This is a genomic window from Lentibacter sp., from assembly GCF_965658795.1.
Lineage (GTDB): Bacteria > Pseudomonadota > Alphaproteobacteria > Rhodobacterales > Rhodobacteraceae > Lentibacter.
Genome location: NZ_CBFHTG010000002.1, coordinates 120,573 through 141,085 on the forward strand (window position 1 = coordinate 120,573; position 20,513 = coordinate 141,085).

Below are 20,513 nucleotides of genomic sequence, written 5' to 3' on the forward strand. Positions count from 1 at the left end.
CGCCAGCTGCTCTTTCTGTGCGGCGACACCTTGCAAAGAGAACATGGGTGGCGCTAAGGGCTTGCCTAAGGGTATGCTGCTTAAAAACGCGCTCTTCATTCTTTTTGTGGTTTGCCACTTTCAAGCAAACGACACGGCACGCAGGACACGCCATGATGATCTATCTGCCCATCGCCGAAGTTTCGGTCAACGCCTTTGTCCTTCTGGGGCTGGGCGGGATTGTGGGCATATTGTCAGGCATGTTCGGTGTGGGCGGCGGATTTCTGATCACGCCGCTTTTGTTTTTCATCGGCATTCCGCCTGCTGTGGCTGTGGCCACGGGCGCAAACCAGATTGTTGCGGCCTCTTTTTCAGGTGTGCTGGCACATCTGAAGCGCAAGACCGTTGATCTGAAGATGGGCACTGTCTTGCTGATTGGCGGGCTGATCGGCGCGGCCGTGGGTGTCTTTCTGTTCAACTATCTCAAGGCGCTCGGACAGGTCGATCTGTTTGTGAAGCTTTGTTATGTTGTCTTTCTGGGCATTGTCGGCGCGCTTATGTTTGCCGAGAGCCTCACGGCGATGCGCCGCGCCAGAGGCGGTATTGTGCCCCCCAAGCGCCGCCGCAGCCGTGGCTGGATTTCGCGGCTGCCGCTCAAGCTGAGGTTTCAGACCTCGGGGCTGTATATCTCGGTGATCCCGCCTGTTCTGGTGGGAATTCTCGTGGGGATTCTGGCCGCTGTGATGGGTGTGGGCGGCGGGTTTATCATGGTGCCTGCGATGATCTATATTCTCGGGATGCCCACAAAAGTTGTCGTGGGCACATCGCTGTTCCAGATCATTTTTGTGACGGCGTTCACCACCCTTCTGCACGCCACAACGAACTTCACGGTTGATATCATACTCGCCGTTCTGTTGCTGGTGGGCGGGGTGTTTGGCGCCCAAGTTGGCGCGCGGATCGGTGTGAAGATGAAGGCCGAGCAGCTGCGGGTCTTGCTGGCGCTTTTGGTGCTGATTGTCTGCGGCAAGCTCGGGCTTGAGCTTTTGCTCCAGCCCGCCGAGCTTTACTCTGTCACGACAGCGGAGAGCCTCTGATGCGCGCGGCCCTCACCCTCCTCTGCCTTCTGATGGCCCCTATGGCCGCGGCTGAAAATGTCGTGCTTGGCCTCAGCCAGAAGAGTGTTTCCATCACCACCAATTTTGATGGCTCCGAGATCCTCATCTTCGGGGCGATCAAACGCGAAGAAGCCATTCCGTCTGGCCCGCCGCTGGAGGTTGTGATGACCATCGCGGGGCCAAACCAGCCTTTGACGGTGCGCCGCAAAGACCGCCGCTTCGGGATCTGGATCAACACCGACGAAATCGAAGTCGACAGCGCGCCCGCCTTTTACGCGGTGGCAACATCTGCGCCCTTTGGCGATGCGCTGTCAGACACCGAAGACTTGCGCCACCGTATATCCATCCACCGTGCGATCCGCTCTGTCGGCGCACCGATGGATGTTGAAAACGCCAGCGAGTTTGTCACTGCCGTGATCCGCATTCGCCAAGACGACAACCTCTATCAACTGCTCGAAAACACTGTGGAAGTCACAGAACAAACCCTCTTCCGCACCTCTATTGCCCTGCCGGCCAACCTCACCGAGGGCGACTATCAAACCCGCATCCTGCTCACGCGCGGGGGCGATGTTGTGTCTGATTTCAACACCGTGATCGAGGTGAAGAAAGTCGGGCTTGAGCGCTATCTTTTCAACCTCAGCCGTCAGGAGCCGCTGCTTTATGGCCTGCTCTCGCTGGCGATTGCCATTTTTGCAGGCTGGGGCGCCTCTGCCGTCTTCCGTATTTTCCAGCGCAACTGAGCCGCCTAGCCGCGCCCGATATAGGGCATCTTGGTGGCCATCAGGGTCATGAATTGCACATTCGCCTCAGGCGGCAGGCTTGCCATATTCAGCACCGCGTCGGCCACATGGGACACGTCCATCATGGGCGGCGGGTTGTCGGGTGTTTTGGCGGCCACCTCCTCCAGAAGCGCTGTGCGGGCGTTGCCAATGTCGATCTGCCCGCAGGCAATATCATAGGCGCGCCCGTCCAGGGACAGGCTTTTGGTGAGGCCTGTAATGGCGTGTTTTGTCACCGTATAGCTCACCGCATTTTCACGCGGCGCATGGGCCGAGACAGAGCCGTTGTTGATGATCCGCCCACCTTGGGGGCTTTGGCGGCGCATCTGCGCAAAAGCCGCGCGGGCGGCATAGAACATCCCGTTGAGGTTCACATCAATCGCCTGTGTCCACGCCTCTAGCGAGAGCTCGTCAATCGGCGCAGCCGTGCCAAAGCTGCCTGCGTTGTTAAAGAGCACATCCAGCCGCCCTGTCTGTTTGGCAAAGCGCTGCACTGCCGCCTCAACTGCGACAGGATCGGTCACATCACAGGGCAAAGCCACGGCGTTGGCCTGCCCTGCGGCGATCTGGGTGAGCGTGTCGGCGCTGCGCGCCAAGAGGCCTACCTGCCAGCCTTTTTCAAGAAAAAGCTTGGCTGTTGCGCGGCCAATGCCAGCGCTGGCGCCTGTGATGAGGATGGTTTTCATAGCTCTTCTGCCTCGAGTTCAAGCTTGGGTTTGGGAACGACCAGATCCGAGGTCGTGAGCGGGCCGGACGGCTTGGAGAGGCGGTTGCGCACCACCCACAAGAGCCGTTCTTCGGCCCGTGTGATCGCCACATAGGCCAGCCGTTTCCACAAGGGTTGCCCCGCCTCCGAGCGCCCCATACGGGCTGCGGCGTAAAGATCGGGTGCAAAGACCTGCACATCGCGCCACTGGCTGCCTTGAGCCTTGTGGATCGTGACCGCCGCCCCGTGCAAAAAGGCCGCGCCCATGCGGGCTGCAAAGGGGATGAACGGCTCTTCTTCATCGGGCTTTTCGATTTTGACAATCGAGGCGGCAGAGACCTGCGGGTCTTCGGCCCCCACCACATGCAAGCGCGAAAACCCGGGCTTGCGCCCTGGCCCAAGGTAGATGACCTGCGCGCCTTTGATGAGGCCGCGCGCCTCCAGATCAAGCCGCTTTTTGCGGTGTTTCAGCGGCAGTTCCAGCCCGTCGCAGATGAGCGGTTCGCCCTCAAGCAGCGCATCTTCCGGCGCGTCATAGACACGGCGGAAAGCGTTGATCAGCCGGATGCGCGTGGCATTGCGCCAGACCAGCACCGGGCTGCGCGCCATCAGATCGACCTCAACACGCTGGCTCCAAACCACGCGTTCATCCTTGGCTGCGGCCTCTTCCACCATACGCTCAAAGCTTTCAAAGCTGAGCTGCGGATCGGCCAGCGCATGGGCCAGATCAAGGATCGGGTTGGTCGCGTCCTGTCGGTGAATGCGGCTCAGGTTGAGCACAGAGGGGGCTGGCAGCTTTTCAAACACCATCGTGCCTGACTGGTTTACAGGGGCCAGCTGGGCAGGATCGCCAAACAGGATCAGCGTCGGGAAGATTTCTTTGAGGTCTTCAAACTGCTTGTCATCGAGCATGGAGGCTTCATCGATCATGCCCACATCCAGCGGCTCGTCGCGGCGCTTCCAGCCTGTGATAAAGTCAGAGCCACGCAGACCCGCAGCGGCCAAAGCCGCAGGGATCGACTTGTTGGTCTGGTAAAACGCATAGGCGCGCTCAAGGCTGACTTCGGGCAAGCCCTCGATCTCGGGCTTTTCGCCCTGCCCTGTGAGCCACTCGGCGATGCGCTCATAGTCGGGGTCATAGACAGGCGAATAGAGAATACGGTGAATGGTGGTGGCGGGCACACCGCGCATCCGCAAGACAGACGCCGCTTTGTTGGTGGGCGCAAGAATGGCGAGCGTGCGGCGGTCTTTGCGCCGCTTGCCCTCGTAATCGGCCGAGACAACATCAAGCCCGGCGTCTTCCATCGCACGGTAGAGCGCGGCCAGAAGCAGCGTTTTACCAGAGCCTGCCTTGCCTGTGATGGCCAAGGTTTTGTTGGCGCTGGCCTGGGGCGGGTTGAGCACCCCCTCCACAATATCAATGCCGGCGGGGCGCAGCACTTCGGCGACGCGGTCAAAGGCCTCGGCCTGATCTTCGGAGAGCTGGGTGATTTGGGTGTTCATAAGCGCGACAGTAGTGCCTTTCTGCCGCGCTTTGAATGGGCAAAAGCCTCAGGCGACGGCTGATTTTGCTTTTGGTCGCGCCCCGAAGGCACGCTCGTACCAATGGCGCATCGCCTCCTGCGGGATCTCGGCTTTGGCCAGAAGTTTGGCCTTGGCCTCGGGCGTATAGGCCCAAAGGCCCACGCTGGTCTTCTCACGGCCTTTGCCGGCGCTGCCGAGCACCTCGGGGCTTGCACCAATGTGGCGGTAGACACGCTCCATGGCCGCATCAAACACCCCGAGGAAATGCTCCACCCCGTGGCCGCGCATCAGCTCGGAGCCAGCCAGCATGAGAGCCGCCGCGATCTGCGGACGCGCACCTGTGGTGAGGCAGAAACGCGTACACTCCCAGATAAGCGGGCTTTGAATTTGCACACCATCTGTGAGGTGCAAAAAGTGCTCATTGGTCATGGTGCGCCCTGTTGTGGGCAAAAACCGCATGGAGCCACCGTGGCTGCCATCGGGGTCTTCCCAAATCACATAGAGCGGGTTGAGCGCATCATATTGGTCGCGCTCCTCGCCTGTGCTGTCCACGCTCACATCCCAGCCAAGCCGCTCTTTAAACTGCTTGGCACGGTCCACAAACATGGCATGGGCCAGTTTTTCGTGAGCTGTGAGTTGGTCGGCGTATAAAAATCTGATCATTAAACTTCCTCCTGAAACGACAGGATGGAAATATGAACGAAGTGTTAACATCCGTTAAGGGCAGCGTACGGTGGCGTTAAACAATTATGAGGCCGTGTTGCAATGCTCTCGCAACCGCGTGGGTTGTATTTGCGGCGCCCAGCTTGAAGCGCGCAGACTCGATGTAGACCCTGAGTGTGTGCTCGGAGATAGACAGCGTATCCGCCACTTGGGCACGGCTATAGCCCATTGCCAGAAAGGTCATCGCATCAACTTCGCGCGGCGAGAGGGCGCGGGAGGTTTCGGGCGCGCGGTCTGGCTCGAACTCCAGCGCTTTTTCGTTGAAGTAATGGGCCGTCAGGATCAGCTCGCGGCGGTTGATCTCGACAAAGTCGGCCCAAGCCTCATCGCTGCAATGGTGGCTGACGGTAAACAAGGCAAACTGCCCGCTCGGCCCACGGATGGGCACGGAGAACCCCTGATTGCCAACGCCATAAGCGATGGCTTCGGCGCGAAAGGCCTGTGCGGCTTTGCTGCTCCAGTTGAGCGCCTTCCAGTCAACGGGGTGAAAGCGCTGATAGCAGCCCAGAATAACAGGATCGACCCGCAGATAGTCCTGCTCCACATAGCGCTGCACCCAGCTTTGGTCATATGTGCCGCAGCCGTATTGATCGCCCCCGCCACTCACCCAATGGTAGATCAGGTGATCCACCTTGAAATAGTCGCGCATCCGCTCCGAGACAGCTTGCAGCCCTCTCAGATCAGAGGCCTGCTCCAAAGCCTCCAATATCGCGATGAATTCTGACCCGTCCTTCATTCGCGCCACGCGCGTCTCCCCCCTCAGGTGAGGATGCCAGCTCACACGCTGCCAGAAGCACCGCGTCGTCCAACTGATCGGCAAGTTTTGGCAGGCCATGGGCCGCGGCAACACTGCGCAGATCCGTCAGAACGTCCAGAATCCAATCATTCTTCATCATAATACTCACCTTTGGAGGGTTAACGAACAGTTAATGTAACCCTACCATAGGTTGTATTTGTGAGCTATTCGCGAGTATTCCTTCCCCTATAGTGGTGAGGCAGCCACAGCCCTTGCCCCAAAAGAAAAACCCCGCGCCTGAACCAGCCAGACGCGGGGCAAATGCCGTTGCAAAACAGGCTTATTTGCCGGATGCCACCACATCTTCAAGTGTGCGCAAGCCCGTTTTGGGGGCCTGAACAAGCACCGACATATTGCCGGGCTTATGCTCGTTGCGCATCATCTTGATGTGCGCGGCAGGAATATCCTTCCACGGGAAAACCTCGGACATGCACGGATCAAGGCGGCGCTCGATCATCAGGCGGTTGGCAGACGCCGCTTGCTTGAGGTGGGCGAAGTGGCTGCCCTGAATGCGCTTCTGGTGCATCCAGAGGTAGCGCACATCAAAGGTACAGTTGAAGCCGGAGGTGCCTGCGCAAATCACGATCATACCGCCCTTTTTGCACACGAATGTCGAGACAGGAAAGGTCGCCTCGCCGGGGTGTTCAAACACGATGTCAACGTTGTTGCCCTTGCCCGTGATATCCCAGATCGCCTTGCCAAACTTGCGCACCTCTTTGAACCAGTCGTTATACTCGGGCGTGTTCACGGTGGGCAGCTGGCCCCAGCAGTTAAAGTCTTTGCGGTTGATCACGCCTTTGGCGCCCAGCCCCATGACAAACTCGCGCTTGTCTTCATCAGAGATAACACCGATCGCGTTGCCGCCAGCGGCATTGATAAGCTGGATCGCATAGGAGCCAAGGCCACCTGATGCGCCCCAGACCAGAACATTCTGGCCCGGCTTCAGCTCGTGTGGGTGGTGGCCAAAAAGCATACGGTAGGCTGTGGCCAGCGTGAGCGTATAGCAGGCGCTTTCTTCCCATGTGAGGTGCTTGGGGCGTGGCAAAAGCTGCTGCGCCTGTACATTTGTAAACTGGGCAAAGGAGCCATCGGGCGTTTCATAGCCCCAGATGCGCTGGCTGGGAGAATACATCGGGTCGCCGCCGTTGCACTCTTCATCGTCGCCATCGTCCTGGTTGCAATGGATCACAACTTCGTCGCCGACTTTCCAGTTTTTCACAGCAGAGCCAACAGCCCAAACGATGCCCGAGGCGTCAGAGCCTGCGATGTGGTAATCAGCACCGTGGCTGTCAAACGGGCTGATCGGCACACCAAGCCCCGCCCAGACGCCATTGTAGTTGACCCCGGCGGCCATCACGAGAACCAGCACTTCGTGGCTGTCAAGGATAGGGGTGTCAACGACCTCGACCTGAAAGCTCTTGTCAGGCTCGCCGTGGCGTTCACGGCGGATCGCCCAAGCATACATCTGCTTTGGCACATAGCCGAGCGGAGGCATCTCGCCAACTTCATAAAGGTCTTTTTCGGGCGCATCGTAGGGGGCAATACCTGTGTCTGTGTCCAAGGCCATCTATCTTCTCCATTGTCTGAGGCGAGGCTCCGCCGCACTGCAGAATCGCATTAACTCCCCAAGAGATAGCTTTGCCTGCGCAACTTTGCAACGTCATTTGGCCATATTTTGTAATTTTATAACCCAGCAGATGCAGAAAAGCCTTCGCTACCGCAGCAAATGTGCAATGGAACTGGCATAATAGCGCACAAGCGGTGCGCCCTCGCGGGTGACACGGTAGGCCCCCTCCTGAAGCGCGATAAAGCCGCGCGCCTCAAGATTGCGCAGACCGTAGTCGATGGCGTAGGCCATATCCTCGCGCGGCGCATGAATGTGGGCCTCGGGCATACTGTCAACGAGCTTGGCAAAAGCCGCACCAAAGGCGTCTTTGGTCAGAGCACCCTCTGCCTGCACAAAAACAGTGGCCGCCAGCGGCACAGGCAAGACAGGCACAACCGCGCCAATCCGCTGCATTAAGTCTTCGCCAAGCTTGTCCACATCAATTGTGCCCTGCCCCGCAAAGTCGCGCAGCGACAAGGGCGCACCAAAGCTCACAGCCGCATAGCCAAAGCGGTGGTAGCGCCCGCGCAGCCAGCGCCATGTCAGGCGGCAGGCATATTTCGCCACAACAGAGATCCGCGCGCCAAAGCGCCTGTCGCCCCGCGCCGCAGCGGCAACCAGGATCTTGTCTTCAAACACACGGTCATAATTGATCGCAACAGGCACAAACACCACATCGCGCGCAACAGCATCATAGCCGCTGACAATATAGCTCAAAATGCCCAGCTTGGGCTTGGCCAGCGCGCCATCCAGCGAAAGCCCCCCTTCGGGGAAGACAGCCTGCGTCACGCCGCCCTCTGTGGCCAGCGCCACATAGCGCCCAAGCACACGGCGATACAGCTCACCACGTGATTTGCGGCGGATAAAGTATGCGCCCATCGCGCGGATCAGGCGGCTCAGCGGCCAGACGCGCGCCCATTCTCCCACCGCATAAGACAGCGTGCTTTGCTCGGCCGCCAGATAGGTGACCAGCACATAATCCATATTGCTGCGGTGGTTCATCACAAAGACAACGGTCGCGTCGCGATCCACGGCCGCCAGCGTCTCCTGCGCATATTCACCAAGGCGCACGCGATACAGCCGGCGGCTCAGAAACCGCGCCAGCCGGATGGCAAAGCCGTAATACATCGTGGCGCTGAAGGAGGGCACAATCTCGCGTGCGTAGCGCTTGGCCCTTTCAAAGGCCACGTTCTCGGGCACACCCTCTTTATGGGCGTGCTGCGAAATGGCCTCCCAGACCTCACGGTCATAAATCAGCCGCTGGATCATATCGTGGCGTCGCGCCAGCTTGAACGGCTCTATCGGCCGCGTCAGCCGCGCGTTGAGCTTTGCCACAGCCTTCTCCATCCGCCGTCTGAAAAACCAGCGCACCGATGGAAAGAGAAAATGCGAGGCAAATGTGACCGCCGCAAACAGCAGGATCACCACCAACAGCCAAAGCGGAATTTCAACGACATGAAACATGATCCACCTTTGCCACAAAGGGCGCGCGTTGCAAGTAGATTGCCAGATCGCACAAAACGCTCGCCGCAACGCAGCGAATTGACGCGCCATAAAATTCCAAGTAACAATCTTATTACGTAAGATAATTACCCAAGATGATTCACGAGGCCGAGATGTCCCAAGCGCAAACACCCCCCCACACTGACCGCAAGGCCGACCGCCCATGGCTCATCCGGACCTATGCGGGCCACTCCACCGCTGCGGCCTCCAATGCGCTTTACCGCTCCAACCTTGCCAAGGGGCAAACAGGCCTCTCTGTGGCCTTCGACCTGCCCACCCAAACGGGCTATGACAGCGACCATGTTCTGAGCCGTGGCGAAGTGGGCAAAGTGGGTGTGCCCGTCTGCCACTTGGGCGATATGCGCGCGCTCTTTGCCGATATTCCGCTGGAGCAGATGAACACCTCCATGACCATCAACGCCACAGCCCCCTGGCTTCTGGCGCTCTATATTGCCGTGGCCGAAGAGCAAGGGGCCGATGTCAAGAAGCTGCAAGGCACGGTGCAGAACGACCTCATCAAAGAATACCTCAGCCGCGGCACCTATGTGTGCCCCCCCGCGCCCAGCCTCAAGATGATCGGGGATGTGGCCGAGTATTGCTACACCCATGTTCCCAAGTGGAACCCGATGAATGTCTGTTCCTACCACCTGCAAGAAGCAGGCGCGACACCCGAGCAAGAGCTTGCCTTTGCGCTGGCCACCGCCATCGCCGTGCTCGACGAGCTGCGCCCCCGCGTCCCTGCCGAGGACTTTCCCGCGCTCTGCGGGCGGATCTCGTTCTTCGTCAACGCAGGCATCCGCTTTGTCACCGAAATGTGCAAAATGCGCGCCTTTGTCGACCTGTGGGATGAAATCCTGCAAGAGCGCTACGGCGTGACAGACGCCAAGTTCCGCCGCTTCCGCTATGGTGTGCAGGTCAACTCTCTGGGCCTCACCGAGCAGCAACCCGAAAACAACGTCTACCGCATCCTGATCGAAATGCTCGCCGTGACGCTGAGCAAAAAAGCCCGCGCCCGCGCCGTGCAACTCCCCGCCTGGAACGAGGCCCTCGGCCTGCCGCGCCCATGGGACCAGCAATGGTCGATGCGGATGCAGCAGATCATGGCCTTTGAAACCGATCTTCTGGAATATGACGATCTGTTTGATGGCAACCCCGCCGTTGACGCCAAGGTCGAGGCGCTCAAAGACGGTGCGCGCCATGAATTGAGCTTGCTGGATGGCATGGGCGGCGCCGTGGCCGCGATTGACTATATGAAATCCCAGCTCGTCACCTCCAACGCCGAGCGCTTGGGCCGGATCGAAGCAGGCGAAACCGTGGTTGTCGGCGTGAACAAATACACCCAGACCGAGCCAAGCCCGCTGATGAGCGCCGATGGCGGCATCATGACCGTAGACCCCGCCACAGAGGCCGAGCAGATCAGCCGCCTGAACGACTGGCGCGGCGCACGCGACGAGGCCGCAGTGCAATCGGCCCTCACAGCGCTGCGCGAAGCCGCCGCCATGGGCGAAAACATCATGCCCGCCTCCATTGCTGCCGCCAAAGCAGGCGCAACCACAGGCGAATGGGCCACCCAGATGCGCGCCGTACATGGCGAATACCGTGGCCCAACAGGCGTGTCGCCCTCCCCCTCCAACAAGACCGAGGGACTGGACGAGCTGCGCGCCGCTGTGGACCATGTCTCCGACAAGCTGGGCCGCCGCCTTGCCTTTCTCATCGGCAAGCCCGGCCTTGACGGCCACTCCAACGGGGCCGAGCAGATCGCCTATCGCGCGCGCGACTGTGGCATGAGCATCACCTATGATGGCATCCGCCTCACCCCCGAAGAGCTGGTGCGCACGGCGCAAGAGCAAGGCTCCCATGTTGTCGGCCTCTCGATCCTGTCGGGCAGTCACATTCCGCTGGTCGAAGAGCTGATGCAGCGCATGGAAGCCGCTGGCCTCACACATATCCCTGTGATCGTCGGCGGCATCATCCCCGATGAAGACGGCAAGCGCCTGCATGCACTGGGGGTTGCACGGGTCTATACACCCAAAGACTTCGAGCTCAACACCATCATGAAAGATGTCATCATGCTGGCAGACCCGAAGGCCGCGGCCGCCGAATAGCCCAGAGGGTGCCTATCACGTTGCAGTGCCGCCCGCTTTGGCGATAGTTAACCAAAGCTCAAGCGAAAGGCCCGCAACATGACAGTCCACATCGGTGCAAACCCTGGCGATATAGCCGAAACCGTTCTCATGCCGGGTGACCCCCTGCGCGCCAAATGGGCCGCCGAAACCTTTCTCGACGCCCCCCGCCTCGTCAACGACGTGCGCGGAATGCTTGGCTACACAGGCACCTACAAGGGCCAGCCCGTCACAATCCACGGCTCGGGCATGGGGATGCCCAGCCTCTCGATCTACGCCAACGAGCTCATCCGCGACTTTGGCGCCAAGACCCTTGTGCGCATCGGCTCCTGTGGCGGCATGCAGCCCCACGTCAAAATCCGCGATGTCATCCTCGCCATGAGCGCCACATCCCTCAACACGCCCTCCATGGGCCTTTTCCGCGAAGTGAACTACGCACCCACGGCCGATTGGTCTCTGCTGCGCGCCGCCGTGACAGCCGCCGAAGCCATGGGCACAACACCGCATGTGGGCGGGATCTATTCCTCCGATGTCTTCTATGACGAACGCCCCGACCTGACCGAGCAAATGACCCGCCACGGTATTCTCGCCGTCGAAATGGAGGCCGCCGAGCTTTACACCGTTGCCGCCCGCTTCGGCGCGCGCGCGCTGGCCGTGCTCACAGTCTCAGACCATCTGCAAACAGGCGAAGCCCTGCCCAGCTCCGAGCGGCAGAGCAGCTTTGGCGATATGGTCCAAATCGCGCTCAAAGCAGCCTTTCCCGCCTAAGCCTTTCTTTTTGCCCGAAATATCCCGGGGGTCTGGGGGCAGCGCCCCCAGCGGGTCGGATTTGCCAAAGGCAAATTCGACACCGGGTTACCGCCCGTGGCTTTGGTCATAGGCGTTTGGCAAAGGTGCCTCCCAGCCTTCCAGCGCGCCAGCCGCAGGTTCGAACACCTCCACAAGCAAAGGGTAGCAGGCCGCGGTATCCGAGGTGTGTTCACTTGAGCAGTCACCGCCCGGGCAGGCCGACAAGGCCCCCAGCAGATCAACCTCGGCAAAAAACTCCAGATAGTCCCCCTCGCGCACGGGGCTGGCCTTCATGAAATACTGCCCTGTGTCGCGGGTAAAGCCTGTGCACATGAACACATTGAGCACATCATGCACATGCGGCTCGGCCTCAGCGGGGCTCACGCCCAGATGATCCGCCAAAGCACGCGTCAGGTTCGAGTGGCAGCAGTGGTGATACTGCGCGCCCGATAGAAGATTGCCTGTGTAAGGGTCACAGCGTGTGCCGATCACATCATGCACCGAGCCGCCAAAGGCATCCATGCCATACCAGCCGAGCGTGTCTTCCACGATCGTCGCCATCGGGCGCAGATGCGGAAAGGAAGACCACATCCGCTCCCCCGCCGTTATATGCGTGCCATGCAGCGCGCGGGTTTTGCCCGAGTAAAAGCGCTCGCTGAGGTCGTTGCGGTTCCACAGGTTCAAATCACCCACCTGCGGCCCCTCGACCGAAGAGATACGAAAGAACGACCCTTGCGGCACTTCAAAGGTGCAGGCCTCGCGCGGCGCAGCCACGGCTTCGGCCACCTTCCTCGCCCCTGCCCGCGCGGCGCGGTAGAGCGCCATGGGCGGGGTTGGCAACGTGTCGTTGGGGTAGCAGATCACAGGTTTCACCGCGCGGCGCGCGGCGGCATCTTTGGGCTCAGTCATGGGTGTCTCCCTCTGGCTCGTATCCAAGCCGGTGTTCTTGCGCCCGATCCAGCTCTGCCCAGACAAACTGGTGATCTTCAGGATCAAGCGGTGCATAGTCTGTTGGCAGAAACTTGCCTTCACGGATACGGCCACGCCGCGCCTCAACAGGGCGGAAGCGCTTGTAGCGCGCCAGCCCGTAGCGCTCGGACACGAAGCGCACAAACCCTTCAGGGTCGCGGCTCACATCTTCATGACGCAGCATCAAACAGCTCTCAAAGCGCGCTGCAAGGCTCAGAAACCCGGCAGCTTTGGCCCGCCTGAGCGCCAGAATATTCTCAAAGCGCTGCCCCGTCAGCGGGTGGCGGTCATAGTGCAGCTCGCCGCCCCACCGCAGGCCCCCACGCGCCACGCCAAAGTTCTGCTCATCGACACGGCTGTGCCATTGAGCGCGCAAAAATTCTGAAAAAGGCAGTGCGGCCAGCTCGGGCGCGGCGTGCCACGGGCGCGCATGCATCGAGCGCAGCCATGTGTCGGGCGCACGAAACAGGACAATCGCCAAGCAGCTTGCAGGCGCGGCCACCATCTGTGGAAAGCCGTGTTTCCAGCCATAGCGAAAGCCGTGTGGCCCGATACGGTCGCCCGCACTTTCGGCCAGAGCGGGGATATTCGTGGTGAGCAGCGCATGGGCCAGATTGGTGCCGGAGTTACGCTCTCCAAAGACAAAGTGCTCTTGGGGCACAACGCCAGCCCCCTGCGCCGCAATCACAGGGAAACCGTCTGAGAAATGATCGTCTGTCTGCACTGCGCCTCGCCCGCTCCATTTGGCCGGAGGCTAGAAGCAGGTGCAGCGCTTGTCTAGCGCTCATGCCGCTTGGGGCACGTCCTCGTAATGATCTGAGGCGCTCGGTTTGAGAACATCGCCACTCCAATATTCGAAGGCTTGCTCAAGAGCAGCAAGGGCGGCGCGTTTCTCGTCAGGTGTTTGTGTTGCTTGGTTCTGCATGAGTTTGTTCCATCTAATGTCAAACTCCTCCCACGCTCTTACCATACCCGCCACGCAGTGCTTGAGTAGCGCCAAAAAGAGAATGGCAGCCATGCCTTCGCTGCATTGCAGCATAAAAAACGGGCAGCCCCGCAGAGCTGCCCGCTTAAAATTGTAGCAAGTTGTGTTAAACGACGCGGTTGACCTGCATCCGCTTGATCTCGGCAATCGCCTTGGCGGGGTTGAGGCCCTTGGGGCAGGTCTTTGTGCAGTTCATGATGGTGTGGCAGCGGTACAGCTTGAACGGATCTTCCAGATCGTCCAGACGCTCGCCTGTGGCCTCATCACGGCTGTCGATGATCCAGCGATACGCATGCAAAAGCGCGGCCGGGCCAAGGTATTTGTCCGAGTTCCACCAGTAGCTCGGGCAGGATGTGGAGCAGCAGGCGCACATAACACACTCATACAAGCCATCCAGTTTCTTGCGGTCGCCGATAGACTGTTTCCACTCTTTCTGCGGGCGGTTTGTCTTGGTTTCAAGCCAAGGCATGATGCTGGCGTGCTGGGCGTAGAAATGCGTCAGATCAGGAATAAGATCTTTCACAACAGGCATGTGCGGAAGCGGATAGACCTTCACAACCGTGCCGTCTTTGACTTCGTCCATACCGTAGATACAGGCCAGCGTGTTCACGCCGTCAATGTTCATGGCGCAGGAGCCACAGATGCCTTCGCGGCACGAGCGGCGGAACGTCAGTGTCGGGTCGATCTCGTTTTTGATCTTGATGAGCGCATCAAGGATCATCGGGCCGCAGGTGTCCATATCTACAAAATATGTGTCCACAGCGGGGTTTTTGTCGTCATCAGGGCTCCAGCGATAAATATCGAACTGGCGCAGGTTCGTTGCACCCTCGGGCTTGGGCCATGTTTTGCCCGTCGTGATACGGCTGTTTACCGGAAGTCTGAACTCTGCCATCTCGTTTCTCCTTCAGGAGGCCAAAAGACCAGTGGTGGCCTTGGCAATACATGTGGTTGTGGCGGGGCGTTGGATAATATCCGTCACCAAGCCGATTGTGCTGGGCTCAACACCCGTGATTGATGCGCGGCTGAGCGTGAAAAGCTCTTTGGCGCCTGCGTTGTCGATGATGCAGCTCGAATAGGGCGTCACCAGCTTTTGCGGAATGCTATCCGGCAAATGCGCCGTCAGAACCTTCTCCACAGTGGCCTTCGCCGTCACCCGTGCGGCATCATCCACCGCTTTTTCTGCCGTGTCACAGCCCGCAAGAAGCGCAAGCGCCCCTGCCAGATATGCCGCGCGAAGCCTCATCAGAACGTACGCTCTTTTGGTGCAATGCGCTTCATGCTGATCCCGCCTTCGGCCTCGGTGGTGAGAGGCTCTGTGCCAACACCACGGTAGCTGAGCTTCACATCATTGCCCTCAAGGTGGGCAATGGTGTGCACGCGCCAGTTTTCGTCATCACGCGTGCTGAAGTCTTCGTGGGCGTGGGCCCCACGGCTTTCCTTACGGGCCTCGGCACCGGCAATCGTGGCCAATGCGTTGGGCATAAGGTTGGTCAGCTCCAGCGTTTCCATCAGGTCGCTGTTCCAGACAAGGCTGCGGTCGGTGACTTTGAGGTCGTCCTGCTTGGCCGCAATCGCCGCCATCTTCTCAACACCCTCAGAGAGGGTCTTGGAAGCGCGGAACACCGCCGCATCTGACTGCATGGTTTTCTGCATCTCAAGGCGCAGCTCGGCTGTGCCGACAGTGCCCTTGGCGTGGCGCAGCCCGTCAAAGCGGGCAAAGGCCGCATCGACAGAGGCTTTGTTGAGCTCTGGGTTCGGCGCGTCAGCATCCACGATCTGGCCTGCGCGAATGGCCGCGGCGCGGCCAAAGACAACAAGGTCGATCAGTGAGTTGGAGCCAAGGCGGTTGGCCCCGTGCACACTCGCACAGCCCGCCTCGCCCACAGCCATAAGGCCCGGAACGATCGCGTTTGCGTCTGTCTTCGTCGGGTTGATCACCTCGCCCCAGTAGTTCGTCGGCACGCCGCCCATGTTGTAGTGAACCGTCGGGATCACAGGGATCGGCTCTTTGGTCACGTCAACACCTGCAAAAATCTTGGCACTTTCCGAGATACCTGGCAGGCGCTCGGCAAGGGCCTCGGCGGGCAGATGCGACAGGTTGAGGTGAATGTGGTCGCCCTCAGCGCCCACACCACGGCCCTCGCGCACTTCCATGGTCATGCAGCGCGAAACATAGTCGCGTGGCGCAAGGTCTTTATACTGGGGCGCATAGCGCTCCATAAAGCGTTCGCCCTCGGAATTGGTGAGGTAGCCGCCTTCGCCGCGTGCACCTTCGGTGATCAGGCAGCCTGAGCCGTAGATACCTGTGGGGTGGAACTGGACAAACTCCATATCTTGCAGGCCAAGGCCCGCACGGGCCACCATGCCGCCGCCATCACCTGTGCAGGTGTGCGCCGATGTGGCCGAGAAATAGGCGCGCCCGTAGCCGCCTGTCGCCAGAACAACCATCTTGGCGTTGAACACATGCATCGTGCCGTCATCAAGCTTCCAGCAGACAACGCCTTGGCACTGCCCGTCTTCCGACATCACGAGGTCGATCGCGAAATATTCGATGTAGAATTCGGCGTTGTTTTTCAGCGACTGGCCATAGAGCGTGTGCAAAATGGCGTGGCCGGTGCGGTCAGCGGCAGCACAGGTGCGCTGCACAGCGGGGCCTTCGCCAAACTCGGTGGTGTGGCCGCCAAAGGGGCGCTGATAGATCTTGCCCTCTTCGGTGCGCGAGAACGGCACGCCGTAGTGCTCAAGCTCGTAAACCGCTTTGGGCGCTTCGCGTGCGAGATATTCCATCGCATCGGTGTCGCCCAGCCAGTCAGAGCCTTTGACGGTGTCATACATGTGCCACTGCCAGTGGTCCGGGCCCATGTTGGAGAGCGAAGCCGCAATGCCGCCTTGCGCCGCAACCGTGTGGGAGCGCGTGGGGAAAACCTTGGTGACGCAAGCGGTGCGCAAGCCTTGTTCGGCCATGCCCAGCGTCGCGCGCAAGCCCGCACCGCCAGCACCCACGACAACAACGTCATATTCGTGTGTTTCGTATTCGTATTCAGCCATGGTTAATTGGTCCTCAAAGCGCGAGTTTGGCCAGCGCATAAAGCGCCGTCGCCGTCATCAGATATGTCAGAGCCGTCACAAAGATCACGAGACCTTTGCGTGTCGTGCCCTGCGTGTAATCCTCGATCATGATCTGCGCCCCTTTGCGCGCATGATTGAGGCCGATAAAGAGCGTAAGCCCCACGATGATCACAACAAAGGGGCTCTGGAACGTGGCCAGCACATCAGCGTGGCTTGCGCCCAGCGCGCGGCCAATGATGAAAAGAAAAGCAGGCACAACGAGCGCGAGGCCCACCGAGCTGACCTGCATTGACCAGTGATGTTCTGCGCCGTGGTGGGCCGAGCCCTTGCCTTCGGCACGCTTGCGAGCTGTCAAATACCGCATGTCTCGCTCCCTTATACGATGATCAAAGTGATTACGGTCAGAACGACCGATCCGATCAGACATCCCCAACCGAGCTTTTCGGCTGTCTCGATGTCAAGGCCGTGCCCCGCATCGAAATAGAGGTGACGCAGACCTGCGAGATAGTGATACCAGACGCCCAGAACCGAGAGACTCATGACGATATCGCCGAACCATGAGGTCAGAACCGAGTTGGCGATCGCGTAATAGGCTGGCCCGGTTGCTGCGGCCAGAAGCCACCAAACAACGAGCAGCGCCGAGATAATCAGCGCGTTGCCTGTGATCCGTGTGAGGATCGATGTGATAGATGTGAGCTGCGGTCGATAAATCGACAGGTGCGGTGAAAGCGGGCGCTCTACGGGTTTTCCATTGGCCATGAACAGGTCCTCTTCTCATGAGCGACAAGGGTTTACCCCCGACGCGTTACCTCTTTGATAACGGTTTTGTTTGCAGAGTCACGCGTTCTGAGGGCCTTCTGCCCTGCTTTTTTGTCACAATTGCGCTGAAAGTTGACTTTGTGATCACACAAATACAAAGCGTGATCACAAAAACAGCCGTTCAATCCACCCCCGCACAAAGCGGAGGCGGATTCGTCTGTTTAGAGCGGCATCAGCGCCCAATAATCCAGATCAAGCAGCACATGCGGCAGATATTTGCCGTCTTCGCCCTTGAGCGTGCCCGCCTCGCCGCCGCTTGTCGCAACCAGCCGCAGGCGCACAGCGCCCACACCCGGCGCGCTGGTTTCGGCCTTGTCCAAGACCTGCGACCAGGCCTTTACAGTCAGCCCGCTGAAGCAGGGGTTGGCATGGGCGCCGCCGTTGAGGCCCACAATCATCTGCGCATTCGCAAGGCCGTTGAAGCTGAGCGCGCGCGCCATCGAAATGATATGCCCGCCATAGATCAGCCGCTGCCCGTCAGGGCGGAAAGTCGCATCAAAATGCACCTTGGCTGTGTTCTGCCAGAGCCGCGTGGCCAGCATATGCTCGGCCTCTTCAATGGTCACACCATCAACATGGTCGATCGTCTCGCCCACAGTATAGTCGCCCCAGCGGTGCGCCTCGCCTGCCAGCGCAAAGTCATAGCCCGTAAAATCAAGCCCCTCGGGGATGATGAGGTCTTCAGGCGCAATCACATCCGCCAGCTCGGGCACATGTGTTTCAGGCGCAGGGGCGTCCACATTGCCCTTGCGCACCATAACCCAGCGCACATAGCTGAGCACAGGCTCATCCATCTGGTTAAGCCCCGTCGTGCGCACCCAGACAACACCTGTCTTGCCGTTGGAGTTCTGCTTGAGGCCGATCACCTCGGAGACCGCGCGCAGCGTATCACCGGGGTAGACAGGCATGAGCCAGCGCCCCTCGGCATAGCCAAGGTTGGCCACCGCATTGAGCGAAATGTCAGGCACAGTCTTGCCAAACACCACATGAAACGCCGCCAGATCATCAATGGGCGAACCTTCCAGCCCGCTCCGGGCCGCGAACACATCAGAAGAGTAAAGCGCGTGGCGCGCAGGGTAGAGCGCATGATACAAAGCGCGTTCGCCCTCGCCCACCGTACGCGGCACAGCGTGTTCGATCACCTCACCGAGCGTATAATCTTCAAAGAAGCGGCCCGCGTTTGTCTTCGTCTTCGCCATATTATTGCGCTCCCAGTTTCATCTCGGGTGTATACTCCACATCCACGTCTTTGGTCACAGCCTGACCGCAACGCATCACGCCAGCGGCCTGATCCCACGCATAGGTGGGCGAGCCGTAAAGCTCCCAGCCTTTGCTGAGCGCCTCACTCACCTTGTGGCAAAAGGCCGATGTATCTTCTTCTGTTAGCAGTCGGTAAAGTTTCATAGGTGTCTCATCCAAAAGGGTTTACGCCCAGCCAGAGGTGAATCAGCGCGACAATGGTAAAGGCCACAAGGCTGATCACAGCGGCGAGAATCTCTGATTTCATCGCAGGGGCAACATAGGGCGCGCGCGCGCCTTCGACGCGGTTGATCACAAGCATTTGCACAACAGCCCAGACCGCCAGCCCGCCGAACAAAACAAACGACGGCGTATCGCCATTGACCAAGATGTGCGCAAAAGACCAGACAAGAACAGCCGTGAGCTGCGCGTGGCGGATCCAGCGGGTGATCCGCGTTCCGCGCACAGAGGCTGCATAGATATAAAAGGCCAGCAGCATCAACAGGTTGTTGATCCCGACAAGGGCTGAGCTCCGGCCCCACAAGACAGCGCCATCAGCCGCTTTATAGCCAATCACCATCAAGACGATCGAGACCACCAGCGCCACGGCGACAAGCCCCTTCCCCTTAACGCCCAGCGCGGCGCGTTTTGCCGGGGCAAGCCCCTTGAAGAGATGTGCACCCGCCCAAAGCGCGACGCCGAGTATAAGTATAAGCATAAAAGCCTCCAATTAGCGCGCGCTGACCGCCTCAGCGAGTGCGAGGATTTTGCGCGCCGTCTCAACATGCAGATTTTCAACGATTTTACCATCGACAACTGCAACACCCTGCCCGCTGGCCTCGGTCTCTTCAAAGGCCGCAATCTGGCGGCGCGCAAGGTCGATCTCTGCCTCGGAGGGCGAGAAGGCTTCGTTGCACACCGCAACTTGCGCGGGGTGAATGAGCGTCTTGCCGTCAAAGCCCATGTCGCGGCCCTGTGCGCACTCACCTGCGAGGCCCACATCATCCTTGAACTGGTTGTAAACACCATCAATGGCCACAATCCCGTGCGCCTTGGCGGCCAGAAGCAGCATCGACAGGCTGGTGATCATCGGCAGGCGGTCGGCGCGAAAGCGGCAGTTGAGCTCTTTGGCAAGGTCGTTGGTGCCCGCCACAAAGCCTTTCATCTGCGGATGCGCCGCAATCTCTTCGGCTTTCATCACCCCCATGGGTGTCTCGATCATCGCCCAGATATCCTTGTCGCGGCCAATGATCTCTGCCAGCGCGTCCACATCGGCAGCAGAGCCGACCTTGGGCAGAAGAAATGCGTCTGCCTCGGCGTCTTTCATCGCCGCGGCATCGTCACGGCCCCAAGCGCTGTCCAGCCCGTTGAGGCGGATGATCCGCGCCCGTGCGCCATAGCCGCCCTCTTTGAGCGCCGCTTTCAGAGTGTCACGCGCCTCGACTTTGGCATCAGGGGTCACCGCATCCTCCAGATCAAAGATGATCGCGTCCACATCCAACCCGCGGGCTTTGTCGAGCGCGCGCTCCTTTGAGGCAGGAATATACAGAACCGAGCGGTAAGGGCGGGGCATGTCCATGAGCTTCTCCAGTAATAATCTTGCGCAGATGTGGCATTTTTTGCGCAAAAACTTCAAGCCCAAACCTGCTGCACTGCAGAATTTCCCGCAAATCTACAGTATTTTCCCGCGCTCGCGCGGCGCGTTAACCCTTTCTTTAAGGCTTTTTCGGCAAGATTTACACAGCTCAGAGCGGCCAACCGCCACCACAGACCGAGGACACCACCAACC

The 20,513-nt window shown here is 59.6% G+C and carries 23 protein-coding genes; 4 read left to right on the top strand and 19 right to left on the bottom strand.

The window, feature by feature from the left end; all coding sequences use genetic code 11:
* The first annotated feature begins 152 nt into the window (after positions 1–152).
* Positions 153–1,073, top strand: coding sequence for a sulfite exporter TauE/SafE family protein (locus ACTG3X_RS02015; protein ID WP_439109557.1), 921 nt, complete (start codon positions 153–155; stop codon positions 1,071–1,073).
* Positions 1,073–1,834 carry a TIGR02186 family protein gene (locus ACTG3X_RS02020; protein WP_439109558.1) on the top strand — a complete coding sequence of 254 codons (762 nt, stop codon included), beginning with the start codon at positions 1,073–1,075 and terminating at the stop codon, positions 1,832–1,834. The genes ACTG3X_RS02015 and ACTG3X_RS02020 overlap by 1 nt, the downstream gene beginning before the upstream one ends.
* Before the next feature lie 5 nt (positions 1,835–1,839).
* On the opposite strand, the gene ACTG3X_RS02025 is transcribed toward ACTG3X_RS02020, so the two are convergent.
* From ACTG3X_RS02025 to ACTG3X_RS02055, 7 genes are all read right to left on the bottom strand, one after another.
* Entirely contained in the window at positions 1,840–2,559 is a 720-nt protein-coding gene (locus ACTG3X_RS02025) for an SDR family oxidoreductase (protein ID WP_439109559.1), read from the bottom strand.
* Entirely contained in the window at positions 2,556–4,082 is a 1,527-nt protein-coding gene (locus ACTG3X_RS02030; RefSeq protein ID WP_439109560.1) for an ATP-dependent DNA helicase, read from the bottom strand. Before ACTG3X_RS02030 ends, ACTG3X_RS02025 begins: the two co-directional genes overlap by 4 nt.
* Positions 4,083–4,130: 48 nt before the next feature.
* Entirely contained in the window at positions 4,131–4,766 is a 636-nt protein-coding gene (locus ACTG3X_RS02035) for an acyl-homoserine-lactone synthase (RefSeq protein ID WP_439109561.1), read from the bottom strand.
* Positions 4,767–4,842: 76 nt separating this feature from the next.
* On the bottom strand, positions 4,843–5,562 hold the full coding sequence (locus tag ACTG3X_RS02040) for a helix-turn-helix transcriptional regulator (protein WP_439109562.1): 720 nt from the start codon (positions 5,560–5,562) through the stop codon (positions 4,843–4,845).
* Entirely contained in the window at positions 5,507–5,722 is a 216-nt protein-coding gene (locus ACTG3X_RS02045; protein WP_439109564.1) for a hypothetical protein, read from the bottom strand. Before ACTG3X_RS02045 ends, ACTG3X_RS02040 begins: the two co-directional genes overlap by 56 nt.
* Positions 5,723–5,902: 180 nt before the next feature.
* Positions 5,903–7,189, bottom strand: a complete 1,287-nt coding sequence (gene ccrA / locus ACTG3X_RS02050; protein WP_439109565.1) for a crotonyl-CoA carboxylase/reductase — start codon at positions 7,187–7,189, stop codon at positions 5,903–5,905.
* Positions 7,190–7,336: 147 nt separating this feature from the next.
* Complete coding sequence (locus ACTG3X_RS02055; RefSeq protein ID WP_439109566.1) at positions 7,337–8,692, bottom strand: 1-acyl-sn-glycerol-3-phosphate acyltransferase; 1,356 nt, start codon at positions 8,690–8,692, stop codon at positions 7,337–7,339.
* Positions 8,693–8,844: 152 nt separating this feature from the next.
* Here ACTG3X_RS02055 and ACTG3X_RS02060 point away from each other — a divergent pair, with 152 nt between their 5' ends.
* Positions 8,845–10,836: a methylmalonyl-CoA mutase family protein gene (locus ACTG3X_RS02060; RefSeq protein ID WP_439109567.1), complete on the top strand. Its 1,992-nt coding sequence runs from the start codon at positions 8,845–8,847 to the stop codon at positions 10,834–10,836.
* A gap of 78 nt (positions 10,837–10,914) precedes the next feature.
* A complete protein-coding gene (gene deoD / locus ACTG3X_RS02065) occupies positions 10,915–11,622 on the top strand; it encodes a purine-nucleoside phosphorylase (RefSeq protein WP_439109568.1) in 708 nt (235 codons plus the stop codon).
* Between the two features lie 87 nt (positions 11,623–11,709).
* On the opposite strand, the gene ACTG3X_RS02070 is transcribed toward deoD, so the two are convergent.
* From ACTG3X_RS02070 to ACTG3X_RS02125, 12 genes are all read right to left on the bottom strand, one after another.
* Positions 11,710–12,552: an urea carboxylase-associated family protein gene (locus tag ACTG3X_RS02070; protein ID WP_439109569.1), complete on the bottom strand. Its 843-nt coding sequence runs from the start codon at positions 12,550–12,552 to the stop codon at positions 11,710–11,712.
* On the bottom strand, positions 12,545–13,336 hold the full coding sequence (locus ACTG3X_RS02075) for a hypothetical protein (RefSeq protein WP_439109570.1): 792 nt from the start codon (positions 13,334–13,336) through the stop codon (positions 12,545–12,547). Before ACTG3X_RS02075 ends, ACTG3X_RS02070 begins: the two co-directional genes overlap by 8 nt.
* Positions 13,337–13,396: 60 nt before the next feature.
* Positions 13,397–13,630, bottom strand: coding sequence for a hypothetical protein (locus ACTG3X_RS02080; protein ID WP_439109571.1), 234 nt, complete (start codon positions 13,628–13,630; stop codon positions 13,397–13,399).
* 73 nt (positions 13,631–13,703) lie between these two features.
* On the bottom strand, positions 13,704–14,489 hold the full coding sequence (locus ACTG3X_RS02085; protein WP_439109572.1) for a succinate dehydrogenase iron-sulfur subunit: 786 nt from the start codon (positions 14,487–14,489) through the stop codon (positions 13,704–13,706).
* Positions 14,490–14,501: 12 nt separating this feature from the next.
* Positions 14,502–14,840: a hypothetical protein gene (locus tag ACTG3X_RS02090; RefSeq protein WP_439109573.1), complete on the bottom strand. Its 339-nt coding sequence runs from the start codon at positions 14,838–14,840 to the stop codon at positions 14,502–14,504.
* On the bottom strand, positions 14,840–16,645 hold the full coding sequence (sdhA, locus tag ACTG3X_RS02095) for a succinate dehydrogenase flavoprotein subunit (protein ID WP_439109574.1): 1,806 nt from the start codon (positions 16,643–16,645) through the stop codon (positions 14,840–14,842). The genes ACTG3X_RS02090 and sdhA overlap by 1 nt, the downstream gene beginning before the upstream one ends.
* Before the next feature lie 13 nt (positions 16,646–16,658).
* Positions 16,659–17,030 (bottom strand): succinate dehydrogenase, hydrophobic membrane anchor protein, encoded by a 372-nt coding sequence (sdhD, locus tag ACTG3X_RS02100; protein WP_439109575.1) that lies wholly within the window; start codon positions 17,028–17,030, stop codon positions 16,659–16,661.
* Positions 17,031–17,041: 11 nt separating this feature from the next.
* Positions 17,042–17,425, bottom strand: a complete 384-nt coding sequence (sdhC, locus tag ACTG3X_RS02105) for a succinate dehydrogenase, cytochrome b556 subunit (RefSeq protein ID WP_439109576.1) — start codon at positions 17,423–17,425, stop codon at positions 17,042–17,044.
* A 221-nt stretch (positions 17,426–17,646) separates the two neighbouring features.
* On the bottom strand, positions 17,647–18,684 hold the full coding sequence (locus tag ACTG3X_RS02110) for a MaoC family dehydratase (protein WP_439109577.1): 1,038 nt from the start codon (positions 18,682–18,684) through the stop codon (positions 17,647–17,649).
* A 1-nt stretch (position 18,685) separates the two neighbouring features.
* Positions 18,686–18,889 (bottom strand): DUF1737 domain-containing protein, encoded by a 204-nt coding sequence (locus ACTG3X_RS02115; RefSeq protein WP_439109578.1) that lies wholly within the window; start codon positions 18,887–18,889, stop codon positions 18,686–18,688.
* A 7-nt stretch (positions 18,890–18,896) separates the two neighbouring features.
* Positions 18,897–19,442: an NnrU family protein gene (locus ACTG3X_RS02120; protein WP_439109579.1), complete on the bottom strand. Its 546-nt coding sequence runs from the start codon at positions 19,440–19,442 to the stop codon at positions 18,897–18,899.
* Between the two features lie 12 nt (positions 19,443–19,454).
* Complete coding sequence (locus tag ACTG3X_RS02125) at positions 19,455–20,303, bottom strand: HpcH/HpaI aldolase/citrate lyase family protein (protein WP_439109580.1); 849 nt, start codon at positions 20,301–20,303, stop codon at positions 19,455–19,457.
* Between the last annotated feature and the right edge of the window lie 210 nt (positions 20,304–20,513).

Excerpts from the sequence above, each read along its gene's own strand:
- ACTG3X_RS02015 (WP_439109557.1), top strand. The coding sequence starts at position 153 with ATGATGATCTATCTGCCCATCGCCGAAGTTTCGGTCAACGCCTTTGTC.
- ACTG3X_RS02020 (WP_439109558.1), top strand. The coding sequence starts at position 1,073 with ATGCGCGCGGCCCTCACCCTCCTCTGCCTTCTGATGGCCCCTATGGCC.
- ACTG3X_RS02025 (WP_439109559.1), bottom strand. The coding sequence starts at position 2,559 with ATGAAAACCATCCTCATCACAGGCGCCAGCGCTGGCATTGGCCGCGCA.
- ACTG3X_RS02030 (WP_439109560.1), bottom strand. The coding sequence starts at position 4,082 with ATGAACACCCAAATCACCCAGCTCTCCGAAGATCAGGCCGAGGCCTTT.
- ACTG3X_RS02035 (WP_439109561.1), bottom strand. The coding sequence starts at position 4,766 with ATGATCAGATTTTTATACGCCGACCAACTCACAGCTCACGAAAAACTG.
- ACTG3X_RS02040 (WP_439109562.1), bottom strand. The coding sequence starts at position 5,562 with ATGAAGGACGGGTCAGAATTCATCGCGATATTGGAGGCTTTGGAGCAG.
- ACTG3X_RS02045 (WP_439109564.1), bottom strand. The coding sequence starts at position 5,722 with ATGATGAAGAATGATTGGATTCTGGACGTTCTGACGGATCTGCGCAGT.
- ccrA (WP_439109565.1), bottom strand. The coding sequence starts at position 7,189 with ATGGCCTTGGACACAGACACAGGTATTGCCCCCTACGATGCGCCCGAA.
- ACTG3X_RS02055 (WP_439109566.1), bottom strand. The coding sequence starts at position 8,692 with ATGTTTCATGTCGTTGAAATTCCGCTTTGGCTGTTGGTGGTGATCCTG.
- ACTG3X_RS02060 (WP_439109567.1), top strand. The coding sequence starts at position 8,845 with ATGTCCCAAGCGCAAACACCCCCCCACACTGACCGCAAGGCCGACCGC.
- deoD (WP_439109568.1), top strand. The coding sequence starts at position 10,915 with ATGACAGTCCACATCGGTGCAAACCCTGGCGATATAGCCGAAACCGTT.
- ACTG3X_RS02070 (WP_439109569.1), bottom strand. The coding sequence starts at position 12,552 with ATGACTGAGCCCAAAGATGCCGCCGCGCGCCGCGCGGTGAAACCTGTG.
- ACTG3X_RS02080 (WP_439109571.1), bottom strand. The coding sequence starts at position 13,630 with ATGGCTGCCATTCTCTTTTTGGCGCTACTCAAGCACTGCGTGGCGGGT.
- ACTG3X_RS02085 (WP_439109572.1), bottom strand. The coding sequence starts at position 14,489 with ATGGCAGAGTTCAGACTTCCGGTAAACAGCCGTATCACGACGGGCAAA.
- ACTG3X_RS02090 (WP_439109573.1), bottom strand. The coding sequence starts at position 14,840 with ATGAGGCTTCGCGCGGCATATCTGGCAGGGGCGCTTGCGCTTCTTGCG.
- sdhA (WP_439109574.1), bottom strand. The coding sequence starts at position 16,645 with ATGGCTGAATACGAATACGAAACACACGAATATGACGTTGTTGTCGTG.
- sdhD (WP_439109575.1), bottom strand. The coding sequence starts at position 17,030 with ATGCGGTATTTGACAGCTCGCAAGCGTGCCGAAGGCAAGGGCTCGGCC.
- sdhC (WP_439109576.1), bottom strand. The coding sequence starts at position 17,425 with ATGGCCAATGGAAAACCCGTAGAGCGCCCGCTTTCACCGCACCTGTCG.
- ACTG3X_RS02110 (WP_439109577.1), bottom strand. The coding sequence starts at position 18,684 with ATGGCGAAGACGAAGACAAACGCGGGCCGCTTCTTTGAAGATTATACG.
- ACTG3X_RS02115 (WP_439109578.1), bottom strand. The coding sequence starts at position 18,889 with ATGAAACTTTACCGACTGCTAACAGAAGAAGATACATCGGCCTTTTGC.
- ACTG3X_RS02120 (WP_439109579.1), bottom strand. The coding sequence starts at position 19,442 with ATGCTTATACTTATACTCGGCGTCGCGCTTTGGGCGGGTGCACATCTC.
- ACTG3X_RS02125 (WP_439109580.1), bottom strand. The coding sequence starts at position 20,303 with ATGGACATGCCCCGCCCTTACCGCTCGGTTCTGTATATTCCTGCCTCA.